The organism is Pseudomonas sp. BRG-100 (assembly GCF_000737955.1).
GTDB lineage: Bacteria > Pseudomonadota > Gammaproteobacteria > Pseudomonadales > Pseudomonadaceae > Aquipseudomonas > Aquipseudomonas synxantha_A.
In genome coordinates this window covers 4614379-4638396 of the sequence record NZ_JPRX01000001.1, presented here as the reverse complement: position 1 = coordinate 4638396, position 24018 = coordinate 4614379, and the positions used below count along the sequence as shown (strand labels likewise).

11 protein-coding genes, 1 tRNA gene and 2 pseudogenes are annotated in these 24018 nt (G+C 56.9%); 2 read left to right on the top strand and 12 right to left on the bottom strand.

Translation table 11 applies throughout. The features are described from left to right. Positions 1-47: 47 nt before the first annotated feature. The 3 genes from JH25_RS06840 to JH25_RS06850 all read right to left on the bottom strand — a co-directional run bounded on the left by JH25_RS06840 (position 48) and on the right by JH25_RS06850 (position 2216). Positions 48-926: a PoNe immunity protein domain-containing protein gene (locus JH25_RS06840; protein ID WP_032879711.1), complete on the bottom strand. Its 879-nt coding sequence runs from the start codon at positions 924-926 to the stop codon at positions 48-50. Positions 927-1018: 92 nt separating this feature from the next. Further along, the gene (locus JH25_RS06845) at positions 1019-1618 is read right to left on the bottom strand and encodes a hypothetical protein (RefSeq protein ID WP_032879710.1); all 600 of its coding nucleotides are present in this window, start codon (positions 1616-1618) and stop codon (positions 1019-1021) included. A gap of 13 nt (positions 1619-1631) precedes the next feature. Then, entirely contained in the window at positions 1632-2216 is a 585-nt protein-coding gene (locus tag JH25_RS06850; protein WP_032879708.1) for a papain-like cysteine protease family protein, read from the bottom strand. A gap of 368 nt (positions 2217-2584) precedes the next feature. Between JH25_RS06850 and JH25_RS0127320 the strand changes: the two are divergent. Next, positions 2585-3978, top strand: a pseudogene (locus tag JH25_RS0127320) (IS4 family transposase). Between the two features lie 82 nt (positions 3979-4060). On the opposite strand, the gene JH25_RS28275 reads toward JH25_RS0127320, so the two are convergent. After that, positions 4061-4540, bottom strand: coding sequence for a pentapeptide repeat-containing protein (locus tag JH25_RS28275; RefSeq protein WP_081883329.1), 480 nt, complete (start codon positions 4538-4540; stop codon positions 4061-4063). After that, positions 4537-7974: pseudogene (locus JH25_RS0127315) on the bottom strand (hemagglutinin repeat-containing protein); the annotation flags it as partial. The pseudogene JH25_RS0127315 and the gene JH25_RS28275, both read right to left, overlap by 4 nt. Positions 7975-8313: 339 nt before the next feature. Here JH25_RS0127315 and JH25_RS06855 point away from each other — a divergent pair. After that, positions 8314-8583, top strand: a complete 270-nt coding sequence (locus tag JH25_RS06855) for a hypothetical protein (protein ID WP_032879706.1) — start codon at positions 8314-8316, stop codon at positions 8581-8583. Positions 8584-8673: 90 nt separating this feature from the next. Here JH25_RS06855 and JH25_RS06860 read toward each other — a convergent pair whose 3' ends face one another. The 7 genes from JH25_RS06860 to pal all read right to left on the bottom strand — a co-directional run bounded on the left by JH25_RS06860 (position 8674) and on the right by pal (position 23998). Beyond that, positions 8674-9153, bottom strand: coding sequence for a hypothetical protein (locus JH25_RS06860; RefSeq protein WP_032879705.1), 480 nt, complete (start codon positions 9151-9153; stop codon positions 8674-8676). Between the two features lie 3 nt (positions 9154-9156). Continuing rightward, positions 9157-19500, bottom strand: coding sequence for a two-partner secretion domain-containing protein (locus tag JH25_RS0127310; RefSeq protein ID WP_236648062.1), 10344 nt, complete (start codon positions 19498-19500; stop codon positions 9157-9159). 30 nt (positions 19501-19530) lie between these two features. Next, positions 19531-21252, bottom strand: coding sequence for a ShlB/FhaC/HecB family hemolysin secretion/activation protein (locus JH25_RS06865; RefSeq protein WP_032879703.1), 1722 nt, complete (start codon positions 21250-21252; stop codon positions 19531-19533). 397 nt (positions 21253-21649) lie between these two features. Then, positions 21650-21725, bottom strand: a tRNA-Lys gene (locus JH25_RS06870). 123 nt (positions 21726-21848) lie between these two features. Beyond that, a complete protein-coding gene (queE, locus tag JH25_RS06875; RefSeq protein WP_032879702.1) occupies positions 21849-22496 on the bottom strand; it encodes a 7-carboxy-7-deazaguanine synthase QueE in 648 nt (215 codons plus the stop codon). 164 nt (positions 22497-22660) lie between these two features. Beyond that, complete coding sequence (ybgF, locus tag JH25_RS06880; RefSeq protein WP_032879701.1) at positions 22661-23491, bottom strand: tol-pal system protein YbgF; 831 nt, start codon at positions 23489-23491, stop codon at positions 22661-22663. Between the two features lie 6 nt (positions 23492-23497). Continuing rightward, entirely contained in the window at positions 23498-23998 is a 501-nt protein-coding gene (gene pal / locus JH25_RS06885; protein WP_003193861.1) for a peptidoglycan-associated lipoprotein Pal, read from the bottom strand. Between the last annotated feature and the right edge of the window lie 20 nt (positions 23999-24018).

Genomic DNA, 24018 nt, shown 5'->3' with positions numbered 1-24018 from the left:
ATTTCGGATTGGAGACCATATCCCCTTCTCCCACTGCCACACCAATACTAGTGCCTTTTGCTGTCTTTACGGCTTTTCAGCCCCAGCAACCGCCCCCACCACCCAGACTCGGCACTTGAATTAGGTGTTGGTATCACTTTCTCATTGGGATGTAGCAAATCACCCGGATAGTGCTCGTGCCCAATGCAATCGCTGTCGTCAAGCCCAAATACTTTCACGGCGGCGGCCGCCTCAAAACACCAGCGGCCGAAGTAGCTTCCCATCTCAAGTGGGTGCATTACCGGATCACCATAAATGTACCACCACGGTTGCTGTTTACCGCGCCTGTTCAGCTCTGGATACCAATGCTCCACGAACGCCAGCAGTAGAGTTGCTTGCCGCGCCTGTTGCGCATCAATTGCCTTGAGCAGTCTCGCATATGGCTTGGCGTGTAGCAGCTTCTCCCCAATTTCCCGCTCTGGTTGGCGGTACGCAATGATCCGATCCAGCAGAATGTCCTGCCCCCCATCACCTATTAACGCAACCAATCGAAGCCACTGCTCATCGGGAATCTCCAGAGCAAGCGCTAGCCCCACCAACCAGAAACAATAGATGTAATGGTTTAAATCGGTTAGTTCGAAGGTCCAGTCTCGGCAAGTCTTAAGATCATTTTCAGCGCATATTTTGTCGGACTCTCGGTTGGAAATTTCCCATGCATCCAGAACGCCGGGGAAGAATGTTGCAATCGTCGTAATATTTCCACCACTCGAGTAGCCCCGTATAGCCGCACGCAAATTATCTTTGGCAAAGTCGAATGTAAATTGCGCTCTATATACGGGATTAGCCGAAGGCTCCGACAGAATCTTACTGACACGCTCAATCCATTGCAGATCTTTTGCCTCATGATCATCCCAATACTGCTTATTTCCCCAAGGTGCACGAATCATGGAAAAACTCCATTCAACTCCGCCTTTTTACAGGCGGCGCCTTTATTTACAAGGCAAACCCGGACAGTGTCCGGTGATTACCTAAGGGTTGATCAACTGCCCAACAGTCCACTGGTGTCCGCGTCGAAGCGCTTACGGGCCTGATCAGCCGCCGGTTTGAGCAGCATGAGCAGCGCCGCCTCACTGTACAACTGAGTGACCGCCAGTTCCTTGGGGGTCGGCTCAATCGGGATCAGCACATCTTCGCTGTCTGCGTGCAGCCAGATTGCCACAACGTGCAATGCCGAGATGAACAGCACTCGCAGCTCAACGGTTTTACCTTGCAATTGCGCGGACTGTTCCGCCAGTTTCAGCGCATCCACCGTCGCCGCAGCCAGGGGCCCGTGGTTGAGCGAAGCGAACTCGACATGCCCGCCTACGTCGGCCAATTGCGCATCCGCAATCGTCACGCCATCGGCAAACACCAAGTAATGCCAATCGCCGACCTCAGCGTCTTTCAGACCTTTACCCTGAGTCAAATCCTCGAGGGTGAGCGAGTAGCCACGATAGGCTTCGCTCAGCCTGATGTTGCCCGGTGCGGCGGCCGCGAATGAGTGATTGCGCCCCAGGCCCTGGGTTTGCAGCGCGGCTTGCAACGCCGGACGCAGTGTCTGTACGCCGTTTGAGGGCGCCTTTGGATAAATCAGTTGCATGATGCAGCCCTCCTCAGTTTTTTACGGTGAAGTAAGTGTTGGTCCAATTGCCGCCGCCGTTGTACGAACCAGGGAACGCGTTCAACGCACGGGTCGAGTAACCGTAGATCGAATCTGCGATCAACAGGTAGTTGCCGTTGGTCCCATAGATCACCAAAAAGTGCGCACCGCCACCGTACCAGGCACAACGCAAACCGATGGGGCGGCCCCTGTTGATCTGGCTCTGGATGGCCGACATTTGCAACGAGCCTTGATTCATGCCGTTGTAGCTGCGCGTGGTTCGTAAGGCGGAATCCAGATAGCCGTAGACGTTGCACGGTCCAGGTTGATTGCAGCAGTTGCGGTCAAGCTCGCTGCTGGCTACACCGCACTGGGTCCAGGACCCGGTGCCGTAGTAGTTGCCGACCGAGGCAGAGAGCGCCGCCCAGCACCAATTGCTCTGGGTTTGTCTCTGCATGCTGAAATTGAGACTGGCGGCAGCCATTGCTTGGGGCTGTGCAGCCGCTTTGACTTCGACCAGTTGCGGATCGAGCAGATGGCCGACCAGGCAATTGGGCGGTGTGTCGGCGGTGAGTCGGGTTGTTTCAGTGGATAACATTTTTCAATCCTCCATGAGTGAAAACCAGCGTCCTGCTGGTAAACGTGTAGCGGTGTTGCTGAGCTATCGACGTTCAAGATGGCCCATATTTGATGGGGGCGTTGCGATCTGACTCGGGGTAACCCTAGGCGTTAGTATGCATATACGCAAATATGTAAATGCATTGGCGCATATTTTTGATGAGTGCGCGGAGTTTGTCTGGCAGGGTGAACCTATTTCAGGACTAGACATGGAAAAAAAAATCTGTCCCGAATGGCACTTACTTAACAGCTAACTAGCTGATTCAGCTGCAAAAAAATGAAAAAAAGGCCGTCCTTGGTCTACGGTGATAGTTGCGAACACACACCACTCGAACAAGGACAGCCCGCGTGAATCGTAGACGTCAAATCGTCAGGCATCAACAGCAGCGCGCTCATCAGCACGCAAAAAACAGCAATGCCCATGCATTCTTCAAGCTGCTCGCCGATCCAGAGCTGCTTCAGCGTGTCGAGTCAATGATGCCCAAGCATCGTCAACGGCTGTTCCCGCCCACCGAAACACTGTCGATGTTTCTAGCCCAGGCCATGAATGCAGACCGCTCTTGCCAGAATGCCGTGAACGACTTTTCAATCAAACGCTCTTGCAATGGGTTAAAGCCCAGCAGCGTACACACCGGCGCTTATTGCAAAGCTCGGGCGCGGTTGCCGGTAGAGATGGTGTCAACATTGTTGCGCTCCACGGGATCTGCGATGAGTCACAACGCGCCAGCGGCATGGCGCTGGATGGGTCGCCCGGTGCGCCTCGTGGATGGCACCACGGTGACCCTGCCGGACACCGCCGCCAACCAAGAGGCTTATCCGCAATCTCGTGGTCAGAAGCCCGGGCTGGGTTTCCCCATCTGCCGTTTGGTTGGGATTATTTGCCTGGCCAGCGGTTCCGTTTTAGACGCCTCGCTGGGACGCTTTCGAGGCAAAGGTGGTGATGAACAAACACTTCTCAGAACGATGCTCGACACGCTGAACCGAGGCGACATTGTGCTGGGTGATGCCTACTACGCGACTACGCGACGTACTTTTTGCTGTGCGAACTGCAACGTCGCGGGATCGATGGTGTGTTCGAACAATACGGCGCCAGGCGGCGCAGTACCGACTTTCAACTTGGGCAATCGTTGGGTCCGGAAGATCATTTGGTTGAGCTGAAAAAGCCCCCACAACGACCCTCCTGGATGAGCCAGACATACTACGACGATGCACCGCAAACACTGACAGTACGTGAACTGAAAACCGGTGGAAAAATCCTGGTGACCACCTTGAACTGCCCACAGCAAGCGCCCAAGGCTGGGCTGAAATCTCTGTACAAGGACCGTTGGCATGCTGAGTTGGATCTGCGCAATCTCAAGACAACGCTGAGGCTTGAAACGCTGAGCTGCAAGACGCCTGCCATGGCCGTCAAAGAGTTATGGGTGTATCTGCTGGCGCATAATCTGATTCGGATGATCATGGCCCAATCGGCGCTATTGGAGGATTGTTTACCGCGAGAGCTGAGCTTCAAACATAGCCTTCAGCTATGCCTTGCACTGAGGCATTACGGAGCGGGAGAAGACGACGAGGACGTGTTGAGCCTGCTCAAATTGATTGCCCGAAAACGTGTTGGAAATCGACCCGGTAGAATCGAGCCCCGCGCTGTAAAACGAAGACCCAAGCCTTACCCCATGCTGATGCAGGCACGAAGGCTGGCAAGGGCCGAGGTACGCGAGAATGGGCATCCGAAGAAGGTTAAGTAAGTGCCATTCAAATCTGTCCCCTTTTTTTCCAAGTCTTCTTTAGCTCTCACTTCCAGAACCTCAAACAAAAAAACATTTCCTTTTACTTTCTTAACAACCCATAAACTCCTGGACTGAAGCCTTCTGGCCACTTAGTTAAATTATTATATACCCCCCCCTGAAGCTTACACGCTTCCAACCCAACAACACTGACATCCGCCCCGGAAAAATCAGCGCCTCGAAAGTCGCAACCATCTACATTAGCGCCCTTTAAATTTGCCAAGCCTAAATCCACATTAGAAAAATCAGAATACATTAGTAACGCCCCAGACAAATTACTCCCCCTCATTCTAGACCCTGTCAATATTGCATTAACCATTGAAACATTTTCCATGCACACATGATCTAACACAGAAAAATAAAAAACGGAATTCCTCAGATCACCACCTGTAAAATCAGCCCGACTAAAATCCAGATACTCAAATATAGCACGATGAAAATCTATCCCCTTAAGATCCGCTCCGACAAAGCTTTCAATAGGAAGCTGTAAATTGTCACCCGTCTCAAACCTTACAGTAATCATCTGTTATCCCAATCTAAAGGTGAAATCTCAAGATTAACGGTTGGCCTTTTCTTACTAGCTTTGTAGCTAGTCAACACACCAGGATCTATCTCAGGCTCCTTACCAAGTATTTTAGCTGCAATATATCTATGATTCCCATCCACAATAACATTGCCATCCATTTTAATTGGTGGAGCAACATCCCCTTTAAGGAGCCTATCAACGTACCGTTGAATCATTGGCAGAGAAACACCATCTTGCGCACTAATAGTTTTGTCATCCCTCAGTGCTTTCTGGATAATTTCTGGAGTTACATCGCTTCCTTTAGTTACCAGTGGCTTTGCATTTGCACCGCCCGCTTTTTTAACTCCAAACAGCATAGCTGTCCACTTGGAAAGCATACCCACCGTCTCAGGGGCTATGTCAACGCCTGCTTCCCCAGCCGCGTTACTCGCTGCCTGCAAAGCACCATCGACAATGCCTACACCAACCACCTTCAATCGGGAGTTGACGTTCAGCAAGTCAACTGCCCCCAGCATGCGTTCCACCTCATCAGGTAGGTCACCGTGGGCTCGTACTTGAGAAATCATCTCATGGGTTTTGTCATAGCTCGCCACCCAGTCGCCATAAGCTTCCTTGCACTTAGCAGGATCGCTTTCACAAATAGCATTCAGGCGTTTTTCGTTAGCCTCATTCAAATCAGCATATTTATTGATGACGTCCCTGCAACTGTCTGTTGCAGTACAGGTTTTAGCCTCACCAATGAGCGCTTCAACCTCCTTGTGCTGCAGCTCGTTATAAATTGTGCCCTGCTGCGCTACCCACCCCGCTACCTCTTGGTCTTTTGCACTCCCACCCACACCTGCCGCAACCGTCATTCCGATTAGCTGGGAAGTCATGGCCAACACGCGATCGTGGGCCTCGCCAGGGAATAACTTCTCACCGAACGTTTGTATCAGGGCTTTATTCGCGCCAGCAGCAATAGCACCAGAAGCGAAATCTCCTCCTGTCGCTTCGGCGATTAATCCTCCGACAATCGCATGCACTGCCACCTTAGTGGAAAGGTTGGAACCAACGAGTTCGGTCCCCACACGCTCATAAATCATTCCAGAGAGAACGCTGGCAGTCAGATCAATAGCTGCTTGACCGATATTCTTAGTAAAACTGCCGCCATTGGTGACAGTTCTCAGCGCCGAGTTGACCGCCAATTGCCTCCCAAGGTCTGCGGCAGTGAATTCACCGGTGACGCCGGCAAACTTCGCTATCGCCCCACTGAGCCCTGCGATTGCATAGCCTTTCAGGCTATCGCCCGACGTCACATCCTTGGCAATATCGCCTAAGTTCCCTTTGTTGTTGATGGTACTTGTCGCGCCTTTGACTGCGACCGCAGTAACCACCGAGTTCGCAACGAGACCGGTTGTTGTAGTAGACGCCGCTCCCACAAGACCCGCTCCAGCGCCCCAGGTGAAGTAAGTGACAATGATGGCGATGACCAACGCCGCGCCACCACCCAGGCTTGAGTTGTTGTACTTGAAGCTATCGTGAACTTCTTGGACCTTGCGCCAATCCACGTCCCCGCGCTGCTCGGCTTCTTTCAACCAAGCCAGTTGCGGGTCGGCCTTAACCATCACATCAATGGTTTGGCTGACGGTGTGCTGATCAATGTGCTTGATATCAATCTTCAAACCATCGACCGCTTTAATCACGACGCTACCTTGCGCAATCATCTGCGTCTGACGTAGCGTCTCGTCGGTGTTGCCTTTGCCTTTGGAGCTCGTCCACACCATGTCACTCTTGCTCTTGGTGTGGCTCTCGTCATGCAGATCCTTCACCGCCTCAAACGTCACCGCCCCGCCACTGACAATCGCAATATCCCCACCACTCTCAAGCTTCGCCGCCTGATACTTCTGATCCCCACCGCTCTCCAGCGTCAGATCCCCCCCAGTCTTGATCTCGCTCCCGACATTCCTCACATCGGTCACTTCATCACGCTGAGTCTTCTTGCTGCCCCAACTGCCCTTCTTGCTCATGTCATACAGCGAGTAATGACTGTCTTGCGCCGCCAACATTTGCAATTCGTTATCAGCGTGCACATAGGCTTCGTTACCCGCGCTGATCTTGCTGGCAACCAAAGTCAGGTCGGTGCCGGCGACAGCGATCAGGTCGCCGCCGGCTTTGAGTTCGGCGCTTTGTTGGGTGACGTCGTCCAGTTGAGTAGTGGTTTTGGTGCCGCCTTTTTTGCCTTTGGAGTAGTCGTGCTGTTCGTTGGCGGCGGCGGCCAGGGTCAGGTTTTCGCCGGCTTTGACGCTGAGGTCTTTGGCGGCGCTGACGGTGCTGGCGACGACTGCGATGTCGCGGCGGGCGTCGATGGCGAGGTTGCCGCCCACGTCCACGGCGGAGGCGTGTTGCAGGATGGTTTGCTCGGTGCCGCTGATGCGGCGGCGTTGGTAGGCGTAGTCGTCCTGTTCGGTCTGGCTGGCGATCAGCACATCACGCCCGGCGGTCACGCTGGCGTTGCCACCGGCTTTCAGGTTGCTGCCGACGTTGAGCACATCGCGCCCGGCGTTCAGCTTGAGCGTGTCGGTGGCTTCGAAGCGTGAGGCTTCGCTGGCCACGTCGTTGCGCAGTTGGTAGCCCTGGCCGTCCTGTTTGAAGGTGGTGACGGTGCGCTCGTTGATGATGTCGCCGGTCACGGCGGTGGCGCTGATGTCGCGGCCATTGATGATGCCGCCACGGCTGTTGCGGATCGAGTCGGTGGCGAGCATTTCCAGGCGGTTGCCGGCTTGCATCAGGCCGCTGTTGTCGATGTTGCCCGCGACCATGTTCAGGTTGTTGGTGGCACGCAGGGTGCCGCTGTTGTGCAGGTCGCCGCCAGTGATCAGGCTCACGTCCTGGCCCTGGATCAGCGCGCCGTTGGGGGCCAGGCGGTTATTGGCCTGGGCCAGGTAGAGCACGGGGGTCAGGACTTTCTGGCCGTTGACCTCGGCTTCTTCCATCCACACGATGTCGTGGGTCAGCGCCGCGACTTGCTCGGCAGTGAGGGACACGCCCAGTTGCAGGTTGAGCGAATCCTTGTAGGAGATGGCGTTGTCCATCAGGTAGCGGAACAGTTGGTCATCGCTGGCGAGGCCGTTGATGTAGCGCTGGCCGGTGCGGGCCACCACGGCTTCGCGGATCAGGCGCTGCTCGTACAGACCGTCGCCCAGGCGCTTCCAGCTGGCGTCGGGGTTATAGCCGAGTTTGCCGAGCAGGTAGTCGGAGCTCATGAATTGCTTGAGGTCGGTGAGCGCCGGGTTGGTTTCGATGAGGTATTTGTGGCTGTTATCCACCGGGGCGATTTCCGGCAGGCCTTGCACGCGGGTGATCGAGGGCGCGCGGCTGTCCAAAGCCAGTGGGCCCTGGCCGTTGACTGCACCGCTGATTGGCTGGCCGTCGAGGTTGAAACCGCGTTCTTGCACGGCGGTGTAGTCGAGGGTTTTCTCGCTACGACCACTTAGAGTTGTTACAAGGACAGCTTGGCGACTTGCACCCTTTCATGCCGCAGGCTTATAGTCCGCCGGTCGCCCACATGGCGATTCAGGTTTGGCGACCTGACGGTAGAGAATGCGCAAGCTGATGGCTTTTTTGCAGCCACTTGCGCGCCTGCAAAGTCGTCTTATGACGGCTGTGCGCGGGAGACCTTCGGGTCTGCCGGTTTTCTCTACTGCCGGTTCGCCAACCTGCGTACAGCTGTCACCCATTCGTTTGGCGACGTTTGAGTGGTGGCATCAATCACTTAAGTAGAGAGTTTGAAAATGACCCGATACATCCCCCTGACAGGCCACGATTCAACCATCCCCGCGCTGGTGATCGACACCCAAGCTCCCCTTGATGTTCTCTATGATGCAGCCGCCTACCGTATTCGTGCGGTGACTCAATTTTTGGAAAACCTGGCGTTTCGGGAGCAGATTAGTAGTGATGCGGTTGTGCTTCACGATTTTGCATTGCTGCTGGCCATCCCTCTGAGGGATGGGTGTGATTTGTTGGACGTGATTGGTCGAAAACTGAATTCACAAGTCTTATAAAAAACATGGGCGGTTTAGTGCCGCCCAACTTAACTTAGTCACCGTCAAGTAAAAAAATAAAATCAATTATTAAAGAGCCCTTATCACCTGTCAGCGAAAACGCGTAACCAGAGGGCCTAACATTTCGCCAGTAAAGTATCGGGTTTCTAAGTCTTTGGCAGGCTCCACCCCTCCGTAATACTCCTTCATACGAACTCTATCAGAAATCTCTTTTATATATTTCTGCAGCAGAAGCATGACTTTATCAACATCACTAAAAATAGAATCATCAAAGCACAATTCCACATCAACATCCTCCCCATACTTTATAACTCTAAGCAACACAAAAAAATCGGAGGAGGCAGATACAATGTCAAAACCATACAATTTAGCAGACACACAAACATCACCTTCAAAATGACAAAGCTCCGCAATCATAATTTGATCAAGGCCCAAGCAACTCACAATGCCGAGTACTTCTGAGGCTGTCACATCGTCAACGCGCTCCGAATGACTCTCGAGGTCCTTCAGGAGAACAATAATATCTTCTTTAACCACGCCACCTAGAACAACCTCATATGATTCTTTCATAAATTAGTCGATAAACCCTTTAAATGTCCCATCTAGATTCAACCGTATGCCACGCCCGTCACCAAGACGTTTCTCTATAAATGGAATTCCCTTATCTGTTGTCACCGATTTGAACTCGCCGGGAGCACGTATTATTTCACGTAACTGCGTCATAGCCTGCTCATTCCAAGTAGCCATAGACCCTGTAGTCTTACCCCAAATATCAGGATTTCTACCCGCGTGCTTCGATAGTGCATGACCGATAACGGTGGAACCTTTGTAAGGTAATTGGGCCGACTCCAGTACCGTTTTAGCCTCACTAAATGAAGCAGTTTTTTTCGCACTGATTGAGAGCTCAGGCAATAATTGAACTACCTTAGCTCCCCCATCTTGAACCGCACCTCCAGCTACCGTCAACGCCCCACCGCCAAACACACCAAGCGCCGTACCACCGAGAGCAGCATCTCCGCCCGCCACTTCTGCAACGGCTAACGCAGCCTGATTACACATCACCGGTGCAAGTGCGCAGCCCATCGCCAGTTCAGCTGACGCAACCCCTAGCCCAATGGCGCCAGGCACCAAGACCCAACCAGCAACATAATCATGGCCTGGCCCCTCATACCCATCGCTTCTGGCCAAGGATCTGAACGCCTCAGAGATCTGATCCGGTGTCTTGCCTTGCTCGATCATTTCAGCGCCGAGACTGGATGCAGCAGCTCCCCAATTCCCCCCCATATGTAGGAAATCGTTGTAGCGCTGGGCATTCCCCGCTACCCAACTGGCTGTCTCGGGATCACCGTTACCCAAAGCCCCCGCCAACACCCCAATAACCTGAGCGGTGGCGACTTTGAACTGGCCATTCGTAGAAAGCTGTGTATCTAGGTATTTGCCAAGATTTTCTGCCGCAACAGACGTCAATCCTTCCGTAGCAGCGCCTGCCAGCGCTCCGGTTTTAAAATCACCGCCCCTAGCGGATGAAAGTGCTCCACCCAGCACAGCATGCATGAAGATTTTCGAAGCTGTGCCAGGGCTGACATCCAAATAATCGGCCAAATCACCGACTTGTTTATTTCCAAAAGCAGCGGTGAGATCAAGGCCTTCCGAAATGGCAGCAGTACCGAGGTTATCTTTTAAACTACCGCCGTTGATCGCTGTGTTAACGCTACCTGCGACCAAAGCATGCGTACTGCTTCGAAGTACGTTCTCACTAACCGTATTCCAATCCAGCATACTTGAGCTATAGCCTGGATTGTTGACACCATTGGCATTCAGGATTAATGGTCCGTCGGGACTCCAGCCGGCGACAGCAGTATCTATACCGGCCAAAATACCGCTCGTGACCATCTGTGTCGCATACCCCTTAATCGCATTCTTATTGGTGGCAGCCTTAAAACCTGCACCAATATCTCCCCCGCCATTAATCGTACCTACAGCAAAATTACTCGCCATGGCTCCAGCAAGAGGCCCAAGGTAAAAGCTAGCAACGATTGAAATAATCAGCGCAGGCGCGGCCCCCAGCCCGGAGTTTTTGTAATCCCAACTGTCATGAATTTCCTTCACGACTCGCCAATCGACTTGCCCGTTGGCTTCAGCTTGCTTAATCCACGCTAATTTAGGTTCCGCTTTAACCATCGCATCGATTGTTTGGCTAACCGTCTGTTGATCAACTTGTCTAATATCTATATTAATCTTGCCAGCAGCCCGAATAGCTAACTGACCTTGGGCCACCATTTCCGTCTGACGCAGAGTTTCATCGGTATTTCCCTTACCCTTGGCACTGTTCCACGCCAAATCGCTTTTGCTCTTCTCATGACTCTCCTGATGCAGATCCTTCACCGCCTCAAACGTCACCGCCCCACCGCTGACAATCGCAATATCCCCACCACTCTCAAGCTTCGCCGCCTGATACTTCTGATCACCTCCACTCTCCAGCGTCAAATCCCCCCCAGTCTTGATCTCGCTCCCGACATTCTTCACATCGGTCACTTCATCACGCTGAGTCTTCTTGCTGCCCCAACTGCCCTTCTTGCTCATGTCATACAGCGAGTAATGACTGTCTTGCGCCGCCAACATTTGCAATTCGTTATCAGCGTGCACATAGGCTTCGTTACCCGCGCTGATCTTGCTGGCAACCAAAGTCAGGTCGGTGCCGGCGATGGCGATCAGGTCGCCGCCGGCTTTGAGTTCGGCGCTTTGTTGGGTGACGTCGTCCAGTTGAGTAGTGGTTTTGGTGCCGCCTTTTTTGCCTTTGGAGTAGTCGTGTTGTTCGTTGGCGGCGGCGGCCAGGGTCAGGTTTTCGCCGGCTTTGACGCTGAGGTCTTTGGCGGCGCTGACGGTGCTGGCGACCACGGCGATGTCGCGGCGGGCGTCGATGGCGAGGTTGCCGCCCACGTCCACAGCGGAGGCGTGTTGCAGGATGGTTTGCTCGGTGCCGCTGATGCGGCGGCGTTGGTAGGCGTAGTCGTCCTGTTCGGTCTGGCTGGCGATCAGCACATCACGCCCTGCCGTTACGCTGGCGTTGCCACCGGCCTTGAGGTTGCTGCCAACGTTGAGCACATCGCGCCCGGCGTTCAGCTTGAGCGTGTCGGTGGCTTCGAAGCGTGAGGCTTCGCTGGCCACGTCGTTGCGCAGTTGGTAGCCCTGGCCGTCCTGTTTGAAGGTGGTGACGGTGCGCTCGTTGATGATGTCGCCGGTCACGGCGGTGGCGCTGATGTCGCGGCCATTGATGATGCCGCCACGGCTGTTGCGGATCGAGTCGGTGGCGAGCATTTCCAGGCGGTTGCCGGCTTGCATCAGGCCGCTGTTGTCGATGTTGCCCGCGACCATGTTCAGGTTGTTGGTGGCACGCAGGGTGCCGCTGTTGTGCAGGTCGCCGCCGGTGATCAGGCTCACGTCCTGGCCCTGGATCAGCGCGCCGTTGGGGGCCAGGCGGTTATTGGCCTGGGCCAGGTAGAGCACGGGGGTCAGGACTTTCTGGCCGTTGACCTCGGCTTCTTCCATCCACACGATGTCGTGGGTCAGCGCCGCGACTTGCTCGGCGGTGAGGGATACGCCCAGTTGCAGGTTGAGTGAGTCCTTGTAGGAGATGGCGTTGTCCATCAGGTAGCGGAACAGTTGGTCATCGCTGGCGATGCCGTTGATGTAGCGCTGGCCGGTGCGGGCCACCACGGCTTCGCGGATCAGGCGTTGCTCGTACAGGCCGTCGCCCAGGCGCTTCCAGCTGGCATCGGGGTTATAGCCGAGTTTGCCGAGCAGGTAGTCGGAGCTCATGAACTGCTTGAGGTCGGTGAGCGCCGGGTTGGTTTCGATCAGGTATTTGTGGCTGTTATCTACCGGAGTAATGTCCGGCAGGCCTTGCACGCGGGTGATCGAGGGGGAGCGATTGTCCAGAGCCAACGGGCCCTGGCCGTTGACTGCGCCGCTGACGGGCTGGCCGTCGAGGTTGAAACCGCGTTCTTGCACGGCGGTGTAGTCGAGGGTTTTCTCGCGGTCAGCGGCGGTGATGACACGCCCGTTGACGCTAAAGTCCCCGGTGGCGGTGTCCGCTTTACTCGCTGCGCCGCCTTTCGCTGCCTGGCCGCTGAGACGGAACAGGCCGTTCTGGCTGGTCGGCAAACTGAAGCCGGGTAAGGTCACCGGGTTGACTTGGCGTTGGGCCAGGTCCGGAGGAAGTTGCGCGGTGATTGCCGGTTTTACCGTGGAGGCAAATACGTCGGAGTTGGTGTTGCGGTTGGCCGCCGGGGTATCGATGTTGGTAGCGTTCGGGCGGATGACGCTGTTGTTGATTTCTTTGGTTGCGTTAACGGTGACCGATCTGGCTGCCTGGATCACCGCTTGGGCGATCACGCTGCCAGAGGTGGGCACGGTGTAGTCGATAGGTGATGTGAAGTAGGTATCCGAGAACCTCGTCTTCTCAATGAACTGGTCGAACGTGTACTGACCCGGCTTATAGTCACTTGAGCTGGGATCGTTGCTACGGTTGAACTGTTCGACTTCGCTCATCAGCAATGAGTAAGCCGACCGGTTACGCGTGTAGTAGGCGTAACCGAAATTACGCTGCTCACCGCCGGCAGCGCCGGTGTTGTTCAGCACGTCGGTGTTGATCAGGATGTTTTTAGCGGCCGATACCGAGCTGTAGAGGTTATCGAACGTCTGGCTGCCTACCGTGAGATCACCACCGGTATTGATGAACGCGGAGGCGGAGCTGCCTTTGATGACGTCCTCATAGGTTTCGACACCGCTGAAACTCAGTTCGCAGCCTTTACCTTTGCAGTAATCGTTGCCGTAGACACCGATGCTCCCGGAAACCAGGCTTTTCTCCGTGGTGAACTGGTCGCGTCGGTTGCTCAGGGTATCCGTCAGCAAGCGCATGTTGCCGTCGCTTTCCAAGGTACCGGAGACGTTTTCAATCAGTGCACTGCGCCCGTTGGCATCATCGCGTGCGATGTCGAGGCCACCCAGGCTGTAGACATCACCAAAGCGGTTGCTGAAGTCGTTGACGCGCAAGGTCATGTCCTTGCCGCTGAACAACAGGCCTTTTTCATTGAGCAGATGCGTGGCGTTGAGGCGAACATTCTCGGAGCCGCCCAGGGTGCCGTAGTTGTTCAGGGTGGCAGCGTTGACCGTCAGGTTGCCTACCGAGGTCACGCGACCACGATTGGTCAGGACGTTGGTGCTCGTGACCTGGGTGATTGCACCACCACCAATACGAGCATTCTCACCCAGGTCCATGTTGGCGGCGGCGAGGGTCATGTCGCCCAGGCTACTGACCCGGCCGTTACCGCTATAGCCGCCGGTGAGGGTCAACTTGAGGGTGCCGTCACTGGCGAGCAGGCCGTCGTTGGTCCAGGTGTCGCCGGTGCCGGTCAGGCTTTGTGCGCCGAGCAATTGGCCGCTGGCGGTCTGGGTGAATTGGCCAATGTCCAAGTTCAGTCGTCCGGCCTGGATCACACTGCTGTTAGTCCAGCTTGCTGCCTTGATATCCAGTTGGCCGTTGGTGACGAAGCTGCCACCGGCACGGGTGACCTGGTCGGAGGTCAGGTCAAACGTGCCAGTGCCGGTATGCACGATGCGCCCACCGTTGTTGTCCAGGCTGCCAGCTTGCAGGTTGAGGGTTTCGTTGGCGCTTTCCAGCGCGCCGAAGCGGTTATCGAACAGGCCCGTGGTACGAATATCGGTGGTGCCGACCCGGCCCATGGCGCGCAGGTTGCCGCTGACGTTGTTGATGGTTTGCGCGGCAAGGCGCAGGGTGTCGTCGCTTTCAATCAGGCCATAGCTGTTGCTCAGGGTACCCGTCAGGCCGAAATCAATTGCGCGGGCGCCGACCTTGCCACCATTACCGACCTCAGTGCCCTGGTTATCGAAGTTCGCGGCCGTGACTTTGAGCAAGGTGTCGGCATACACACCGCCGCCCTGGTTATTCAGGGTGGTGGTGACAATCTGGCTGTCACCGCCAAGGGCCGACAGATGCCCCAACTGGTTGAGCAGGCCGCCTTTGGCTTCAATGTTCAACGACTGTGCCTGGGTGATGCCGCTGCCGTTATCGAACAGGCCGGTGACCAGTTTGATCCAGCCTTTGCTGCTGTTGAGGATGCCACCTGCGGTATTGGCGACGCTGGCGGTTTCCAGGTCCAGGTTGCCACTGAGGCTGTCGACGCGGCCGCCCTGGTTATTCAGGGCGCCACTGAGGCGCAGGCGGTTATCGGTCTGGCTTTGCAGCGTGCCTTGATAGTTGGTGAGGCTGCGGGCGGTAAGGTCGAGCTTGCCCTTCTGGCTGAACATCAGGCCGTCTTGCTGGTTGTGAACGTCACCGGCCAACAGCCTGATCACCAGGTCTTTCTGGCTGGCGAGTGTGCCTTTGGCGCTGTTATCCAGGTCGCCATTGGCGAGGGTCAGATCAAGGCGGTCCTGGCTGACCAGTTGGCCCCCTCGGTTGTCCAGGCTGGCGGCGCTCAGCAACAGTGCTGCGCCACTGGCCAGGCGGGCGTTGTTGGCGTTGATCAGCGCACCACTGAGGGTGCCTTCCAGGGTGCCCTGGCTGATCAGTTGCCCGCCGCTGTTGTCCAGGCTTTGACCGGTCAGGGAGATATTGGCCGCGCTGATCTGGCCGCCACGGTTGAGGATTTCACTCTTGGCGTTGTTGAAGTCCAGCTGTTGACCGGCAGAAATCAAGCCGCTGTTGCCGTTGTCCAGGCGACCGGCAACGGTGAGGTCAACATCGGCCTGGCCGGAGATGATCCCCTGATCATTGTTCAGGCTGCCCGCGGTGAGCGTTTGTTTGCCCAGGCTGACCAGGGCACCCGCCGCGTGGTTATCCAATACACCGGTGAGGTCGGTGTGCAACGTGCCACTCTTGCTCGACAACGTGCCCTCGGAGCTGTTGTCGAGGCTATTGCCGACCACCGTCAGACCGTTCCAGCCGGAGATCAAGCCCTTGTTGGCGTTGACCACTGTATCCGCTTCAAGACGCAATTGATCAGCGCTGAGGATGACCCCACGATCACCGTTATCGATGCGTTTGGCAGCTACGGTGAACGCCGTCTGACTGGAGATTTCGCCTTGTTCGCGGTTGGTCAGGTTAGCCAGGCGCGCGAAGGTCAGCGGGCCTTTGGCGCTGATCAAGCCTGCGCTGTTATCGAGATTGCCGCCTTGCAGGTCGAGGGTTACGGCGCGTTCGCCGATCAAGCGGCCCTGACGCTGGATCAGCTGTTGAACGATGAGATTCAAGTCGCCCTTGGCTGAGATTTCCCCATCCTGGCTTGAGTCGACTGTTTGCCCGGTCAGGGTCAGGTCCGCCTGGCTGTTGATCAACCCGGCAGTGTTATCGAGGTTGGCAGTGGTCAGGTTCAGCGCCTGTTGACTGCCGATCACACCCGCGCGGTTATCCACATTGGCGGCAGTGACGGTCTGGCTACCGTCGCTGACGATTCGTCCGCCCTGGTGATTGTCCAGCACACCGGTGTTGAGCGTCTGTAGCACACCGGCCGAGAGGCTGCCCTTGTCGCTGTTGTTCAAGGAGCCTGAGGTGGTAGTCAAAACCGTAGCGGCGGATATCTGCCCCTGGTTATGGTTATCCAGCACACCGGTGACCTTCAGGTCCAGCGCACCACGGCTGGCGAGCGCGCCACGGGCCTGGTTGTCCAGGCTGTCGGCTGCCACTTGCAGAACGCTCTTGGCGGACAGTACACCTTCCACGCTGTTATCCAGCGCCTTGGCGATACGTACCTGCAGGCTGTCGCCACTGATGACTTTGCCGCCGCGGTTGTTCAGCGCATCGGCCATCAACAGGAATGACTGGGTGCTGGAGATTTCACCGCCCTGACTGTTGTCGACGTTGCCCAGGTTGTTCAGCAGCAGTTGGCCCGGTGTCGCGATCAGGCCGTGGTCGCGGTTGATCAGTTGCCCATGGTTCAAGTCCAGTTCGATGTTGGTGTTGCTGACCAGCTCACCACGGTCATGCTGGTCCAGCCCACTCAGGGTTGCCTTGACCGTTGACTTGGCGAAGATCGACCCTTGTTGGCTGTTGTCCAGTTGCCCTGCGTTGAGGGTGATACCAGCGTCACTGCTGATACTGCCGCGCTGGCTGTTATTCAGGCCGGCACTGCGCACATCAACCTGCTGCTTGGCGCTGATCACACCGCCCTGGCTGTTGTTCAGCGCAGCGCTGACCAGCGTGGCTGTGCCATCGGCGAGTAGTTTGCCTGCCTGGTTGTTCAACTGGCCCTGAGTGGTGATCGACAGCGCATTGGCTGCGGACAAAATGCCGCCCTGGCTGTTGTCCAGCGTACCGGCCTTGACGGTTAACGCGCCCTCGCTGAGCAGCGTGCCCTGCCCTTGGTTGAGCAGGTCGCCGGTCAGGGTGATATTCAGGTCTTTTTGGCTGCTGATACGACCACCCTGGCTGTTGTCCAGTTGGGCGCCGTTCAACACAAGGCTCTCACGCCCCGCCAGCAAGCCTTTGCTCTGGTTGAGCAGGCGTTGGACCGTGAGCGTCAGGCCGCTGTCGCCGATCACCTTGCCGGTGGTGTTGTTCAGTTGATCGGCGACCACCAGCACCTTGGCCTGACTGGATATCTCGCCTTGCTGGTTAAGGATGGTCTGGCTGCGCAGGTCCACGCCCTTGGTGGCAGCGATAAGGCCGCCGTTGCGGTTATCCAGGGACGTGCCGGTCAGGTTCAGCGCACCGTCGCTGACGAGTTCGCCCGCTTGTTGATTGAGCACACCGACCGTTGCCTGCAAGTCGCCCTTGGCGCTGATGCGACCGGCGCTGTTTTCGAGCCGGTCGGCGTTGAGGGTCAGCGCACCATCGCTGCCCAACTTGCCACCGTTGCTGTTGTTCAACTGATTCAGTTGCACGTGCGCTACGGCCTTGGTGCTGATCACGCCCGCTTGGCTGTTATCCAGATCGCCGCCGGTGAGGGTCAGCGCGCCGTCGGCAATGACCAGGCCACCCTGGTTGATCAGGCTGTCGCCGTGCAACGCCAGGGTAGTTTTGCTGGACACCAGGCCGCCCTGGCTGTTGTTCAACTGCCCTGCGGTTATTTGATGAGCCCCCTGGCTGACGAGGTTGCCTTCATTGCGATTGTCCAGCAGCCCGGCGACGGTCAGGTTCATCACGCCCTGGCTGGCGATGGAACCTTTGTCGCGGTTATCTAGGCTGGCCGCCTGTGCCGTCAGGCTGGTGGCGGAGAAAATCCCCAGGCGGTTATCGATGGCACCGCTGGCGGTCACGTTGAGGTTGCTGCCCAGCAATTTGCCTGAACGGTTGTCCAGGGTCGTGGCGATCACGGTAGTCTGATCGGCAGAGATTTCACCCGCCTGGTTGCTCAATTGCCCGGCGGTTACACGGGCCTGCGCCTGGCTGGCGACCAGGCCGTTATCGTTAGTCAGTTGGCCGGCGTTGAGCGTCAGGTTCTTGAGGCCGATTACGCGACCGCTCTGGTTATCCAGTGCAGCGGTTACCGTAACGTCGGTGCTGTTTTCACTGTGCAGCAGACCGTTGGTGCGGTTATCCAGGCCGGTGGCCGTGACCTTGAGCGAGTCCTTCCCCAATACACGACCGCCACGGTTGTCGAGTTGGCCGGCGTTAACCACGGCGCCTATACCGCTCAATGTGCCACCTTGATTGTTCAAGGTTTGGTTGGCTGTCGCGATGAGGGTTCGGCTGGCAACCACGCTGCCGCTATTGCTCAGGTTCGCCGCGTGCAGGCTGACATCGCCATTGGCATTGCGGCTTTCATCAGCGTTGACACCGGCTTCGATGATGCCGCTGTTGACCACCGTGCCACCGCTGGTAACGGTGATACTGTCGCGGGCCGCCAGGCTTTTCTGGTTGTTCAGGCCCGCTGTGGTTTGCAGATCGATTCGCGTGCCGGCATACACAGCCCCAGCAGCGTCTAATTGACCGGCCTTGACCACCACCGCTTCGCTGGCTTTGGCATTAGCCATGCTCAAGCGTCCATTGGCATCGAGCTGAATATCCCCCCCACTGGCCATCAACGCACCGTCGAGCTTAACGCCCACACCGGCTTCAGTCCCCACCAGCTTGATCGCCCCGGCATACATCCCACCCAACGCCGTCGAGTCAATCGCCAGCTCCGGCTTGGCACTGCCGTCATCGGCGCGGGTGGTGGCGTTCAAGGTCTGCGCATTTACATCATTGCGCCCAGCAACCACGCTCAAGTTGCGCGCATTGATCTGCGCATTGATCTTGGCCGAGCGGGTGATGATTTCGAAGCGGTCGACGTTGCTGGCGTTCAAGCCCTGGCCGTCGATGGTCACCGCACCGCCATCGACCTGGTAGCGGTCCAGGCGGCCGTTATCGAGGATGGGTTTGCCAGTGGTCAGGGTAACGTTGGGGGTGTTGATGAAGCCGCAGCCACTGCAGGTGATGCCGTAGGGGTTGGCGACGATGACCTTGGCCGACTGGCCCGCCACTTCGGTGTAGCCGCGCAATTGGCTCGGGCTGCCACCGTTGACTTCGTTGAGGATGATATTGGCAGCGCGGCCCTGCAGGTTCGGGTTGCCCAGGATGATGCCGCCCAGTTGCGTCGATTGAGTGCGTTCGGTGGCGTTGTTGAGGATCACGCCGTTGGTGCCGACGTTGTAGTCCTTGAACTGGTTGTGGGACAAGCCACTGCCATTGGGGGTGGCGATGTTCACTACCGGCACGCCATTGCCCGCCGCGCCCACTGTGGTGCCGGGGGCGCTGACCACGATGCCTTCGGCCTGGGCCAGCAGCGGTTGCCAGAACAGCGCATTGGCCAGGATCAGCGCCAAGCCACGTTTGGGCAGGCCGAGGAACGCGTCACGGCTTTTCAGGGCAGCAGAAGGCTGGCGAACCAGGAAGGCAAATTGGCGAACATCCATTTCAAATTCTCGTTGCAACTGGGCGTTGAATTACAGGAAGAAATCCATGCGGAAGTAGATCGGTGCTTCACGCTCAAATAGCGCGGCCGGTCGTTCCAGCGAGTGGGCAAAGGTCACGCTGGTACTGACGTGTTTGCCGCGGGCGAACAGCTCAAGCGAGTTGCTTGAGACGCGGCCGTGCACTTCGCCGTTGTAGCGACCGTTGCGGATCACGCCCTGGTCGTAGCCCACGCTGGCACCGTATTCACCGAACACCGGGCGCAGCCAACCGAGGGTCACCGGGCGGCTCCAGCGCAGGTCATTGCGCCAGTAGCCGCCACTGTCGCCGGTCAGTTGCTTGTCCTTGTAGCCACGTATCGACGCCGAGCCGCCGAGGCTCATGCGCTGGGGGCTGAACAGCACGTCTTCACTGCGCTGGCCGGTGGCCAGGCTGGTGAAACTGAACGACTCGCCCCACAGCGTGAACGGTTGCAGGTAGCTGACGGTGGCGGTGTATTTGCGGTAGCGGGAGTTGGCCAGTCGATTGCCGTTCTGATCGCGCTCATGTTGGGCCTGGGCATCAAGCAAACCAATGCCGTCCTGCATACCGAGGTCAATGTTGACAAAAGCACTGCCAACTCGCCGACCGTGGTTGATGCCCCACTGCAACTCGCTGAGCCGATTGCTGCTGACGGCCAAGCGGCTGTCTTCGATGTAATTGTTGGTACGCAGGTGGGACAGGCCGACGTTGAGCGAGGTTTTGCTCACGGCATCACGGTGGATCACCCGCTCAGCGCGCAACTGATGGTTTTCACTGTCCCCGGTTTGCTTGAAGTCGAAACCATCGCCCTGGACGACCGAACGGTAGTCGCTCTGGTTGTAGCTGTAGCTGAAGTTCCACCAGCCCCAGGGCACGTTGTAGTACAGCATCGCGTTCTTGGAGGTTTTCTGGTGATCGCTGACGGCGTCGTGGCCGCCGCGCAGAATCAGTTGATCGGCCAGGCCCAGCGGGCTGTCCCATTCAAAGCCGGTACCCCACTGTTGTTCGCCGGTGCTTTTCTGGCCATCGTTGTTACGCGACAGGCTGGCACGCCATGGCTTTTGCGGGTTGTTTTTGACCATTACCGAGCTGCCGCCCACGGCCTCGCCCGGCGTCAGCTCCATCTGTGCCTGATTGGACGGTAAACGGTTGAGTTGATCGACAGCCTGCTCGATTTCTCGCAGGTTCAATATCTCGCCGCTTTTGCCGGGAAAGGCCATGGCCAGTTCGCGGTCCGACAGCTTGCTGCTGTCGGCGCCCTTCAGGCCTTCAAGCTTGCCTTCCACCACCAGGACTTGCAGATGCCCTTTGGACATATCCTGCTGCGGCAAGTAGGCGCGGCTGGTCACCAGGCCTTTGTCGATGTAGTAGTTGGTGATGTCTTTGAGCAGGGCGTTGAGTTGTGCAACGCCCAGGCACTGAGCCGCGTACGGCTTGAGTAGACGCTCGCGTTCAACGGCAGGCAGGTGGTCGGCACCCTGGAGTTCAATGGTCTGGATCGGGAAGCAACGACTGTCCACCGGGGCTGCCGGCGCTTCGGGCCTGGCCGCTTTGCCGGGCAGTTCCTTGAGCTGCTCAAGACGGCGCTGCTGATCTTCCAACAGGCGGTTTTGCCGCTCGCGGATCAGGTCCTGATCACCCGGCAGGGTTGCCGCCATCACGCAGTGGGAAGCGAGGCAGGCAAGCAGGGCAATGCTCAGTGAATACCGAGTCCGTGGCAGTGAGGCAGACATGTTCGATCCATCGAATTTACGAAGGGTGGCAAATTAACATCGACCGCCTTTCTCGCCAATAATCTGACCAAACTTTAGGAAAAGCCCTAAAAAACACGTAACGACCTGATGGCTAACGAAAAAAATCAAATAGGAACAGATCTCGCTTGAAGTTTCTGGTTGTTTTCCGACCAGCGGTATCAAATTTGATACACATTGAACACGCACACGAACGACCGGACTATTCGGTCAACACCGGTCCGCGTATGAGTTTTTGATTTAAGGAATGTTTGGACGACAACGGAAATCTGAGCAGACGTTGACCCAACGTCGACTCGGACAGGCCAAATGGCAGGCAAAAAAAAACCCGGAAATCCTCACTTGCGTGGGCCTTCCGGATTTTCTAAACCGCCAAAAATGGTGGGTCGTGTGGGATTCGAACCTACGACCAATTGGTTAAAAGCCAACTGCTCTACCAACTGAGCTAACGACCCGCTGTGTGGTGGCGCGTATAATACTGATTTCTAAGGATTATTCAACACCTTATTTGAAATAAATCAGAAAAAACGCATTTGAACGGTAATTCGGTGGGCAGAACGTCTCTCGCAGCAGCCGGATCAGCGCCCCGGCTCGTCGTTCCACAGGTACTTATGCAGCTGCAATTGCAGGCGCACCGGCAGGTTGTCTGCCACTACCCAGTCGGCCAGGTCGCGAGCGTTGAGGTCATGGTGGCTGGGCGAGAACAGCACCTCGCCCGCGCGGCGTTCCAGGCCATACTGGATCAGCTTGGAAGTCGCCCAATCATAATCGTCGCGGGAACAGATGACGAACTTGACCTGGTCGTTGGCCGTCAACAAGTCGATGTTCTCGTAGCGGTTGCGGTGGGCTTCCTTGGAGTCGGGGGTCTTGAGGTCGACCACCCGGCTTACACGCGGATCGACAGCGGAAATGTCCAGGGCGCCACTGGTTTCCAGTGAGACCTCGTAACCGGCGTCACACAGCTGCTTGAGCAAGGGAATGGCATTGGGTTGCGCCAATGGCTCGCCGCCCGTCACGCAGACGTAGCGCGGCCGGTAGCCGGCAACCTGTTCCAGGATGTCGTCGAGGGTGCGCACGGTGCCGCCGCTGAAGGCGTAGGCGCTGTCGCAGTATTGGCAACGCAATGGGCAGCCGGTGAGTCGTACGAATACGGTGGGCAGGCCAGCAGTGCGCGTTTCACCCTGCAACGAGTAAAAGACTTCGGTAATACGTAATGTGTCTTGCATAGTCGCCACGGGCGTAACAGCTAAACAGGCTGTCCGCCTCCGTCAGGCACTTCAAGGGATTGCGCCAACGCGCCAACCCCAGGAAGCGTGTTTCATAAAAGGGCGTGGATTCTAACGAAAAAACCCGCGCCAGGCGCGGGTTTCTTCTAAACGGGCGGTATTGCTTACAAGCGTTGCAGATCGCGCTGGGCCAACTGCGCGGCGGAGGTACCCGGATACTGGGCAACCACCTGTTGCAGAATGCCTTTGACCTTGTCGGTATGACCCAGGCGGCGCTCTACGTCAGCGAGCTTGTACAGCGAGTCCGGCACCTTGGCGTGCTTGGGGTACAGCTGGCTGACCTTGGCAAAAGCCTGGCCTGCCCCCTGCAAATCACCCTTTGCCAGGTTGACCTCGCCCAACCAGTACTGGGCATTGCCCGCGTACTGGCTGTTGGGGTACTTGCGCAGGAATGCGGTAAAGGCCTGGCTGGCCTTATCGAAATCCTTGGCCTTGATCAGGTCGAAGGCTGCATCGTAATACAGCTTTTCCTTCGCCGGATCACCCGGTTCACTGCTGGCGGCAGGGGCAGCCGCGGCGGCCCCAGCTGCAGCGCCACCGGCAGCAGCGCTTGGCGCGCCACCGGCAGCAGAATTATCAGGAGTAGCGGCAGGTGCAACGCCGGCTCCAATACGACGATCAAGATCCTGGTATCGCTCGAGGCCTTCTTGCTTGAGCTGGTTCACCTGGTTCTGCAGCACTTCAATTGCGCCTTGTTGCTGCGCCAATTGATCCTGCATGCGTTGCAGCTGGTTGAACAGCTCGCCCTGTGCCGAGGGAGCGGACGTAGCCGCTCCCCCAGCATAGGCGCCGTTCGTGCCATAACCTGCTGGCGGATAACTGCTCCCGCTATTGTTATAGCCTGAGTTGCTATCCGTTACAGGAACCGCAGCCCACACCGCAAGCGGTGCGAGGCTGAGAGCCAATACAGTCAGAGCACGACGGCACGTTCGCATGACGAATTACTTACGCAGTTCGACGCGACGGTTCTGAGCCCACGACTGCTCGTCGTTGCCAGTTGCAACTGGACGCTCTTTACCGTAGGAAACCAGTTCCAGTTGGCCTGGAGCAACACCTTGCAGTACCAGGTAGCGCTGAACGGCTTTCGCACGACGCTCGCCCAGTGCCATGTTGTACTCACGAGTACCACGGGCGTCAGTGTTACCTTCCAGAACAACGCGAGCGCCGTTAGCTTTCAGGTCCTTGGCGTGAACGTCCAGAGCGCGCATGGCTTCTGGCTTCAGGTCCGAACTGTCGTATTCGAAGTAGAAAGTGGTGATAGCGCGCAGAGCAGCTTCTTCGCTCAGGGAGCCGTCGACCGCACCAGTGTTAGCGCCGTAACCAGCGTTTGGATCAACAGCTGCGCCTTCACCGGCATTGTCGCCGCCTTTAGAGGAGCAACCAACGGCTACGGACAGAGCCAGAGCCAGAGCAGCAAACTTACCAAACTTCAGCATTTCCATCGTGAAACTCCTAATGAACC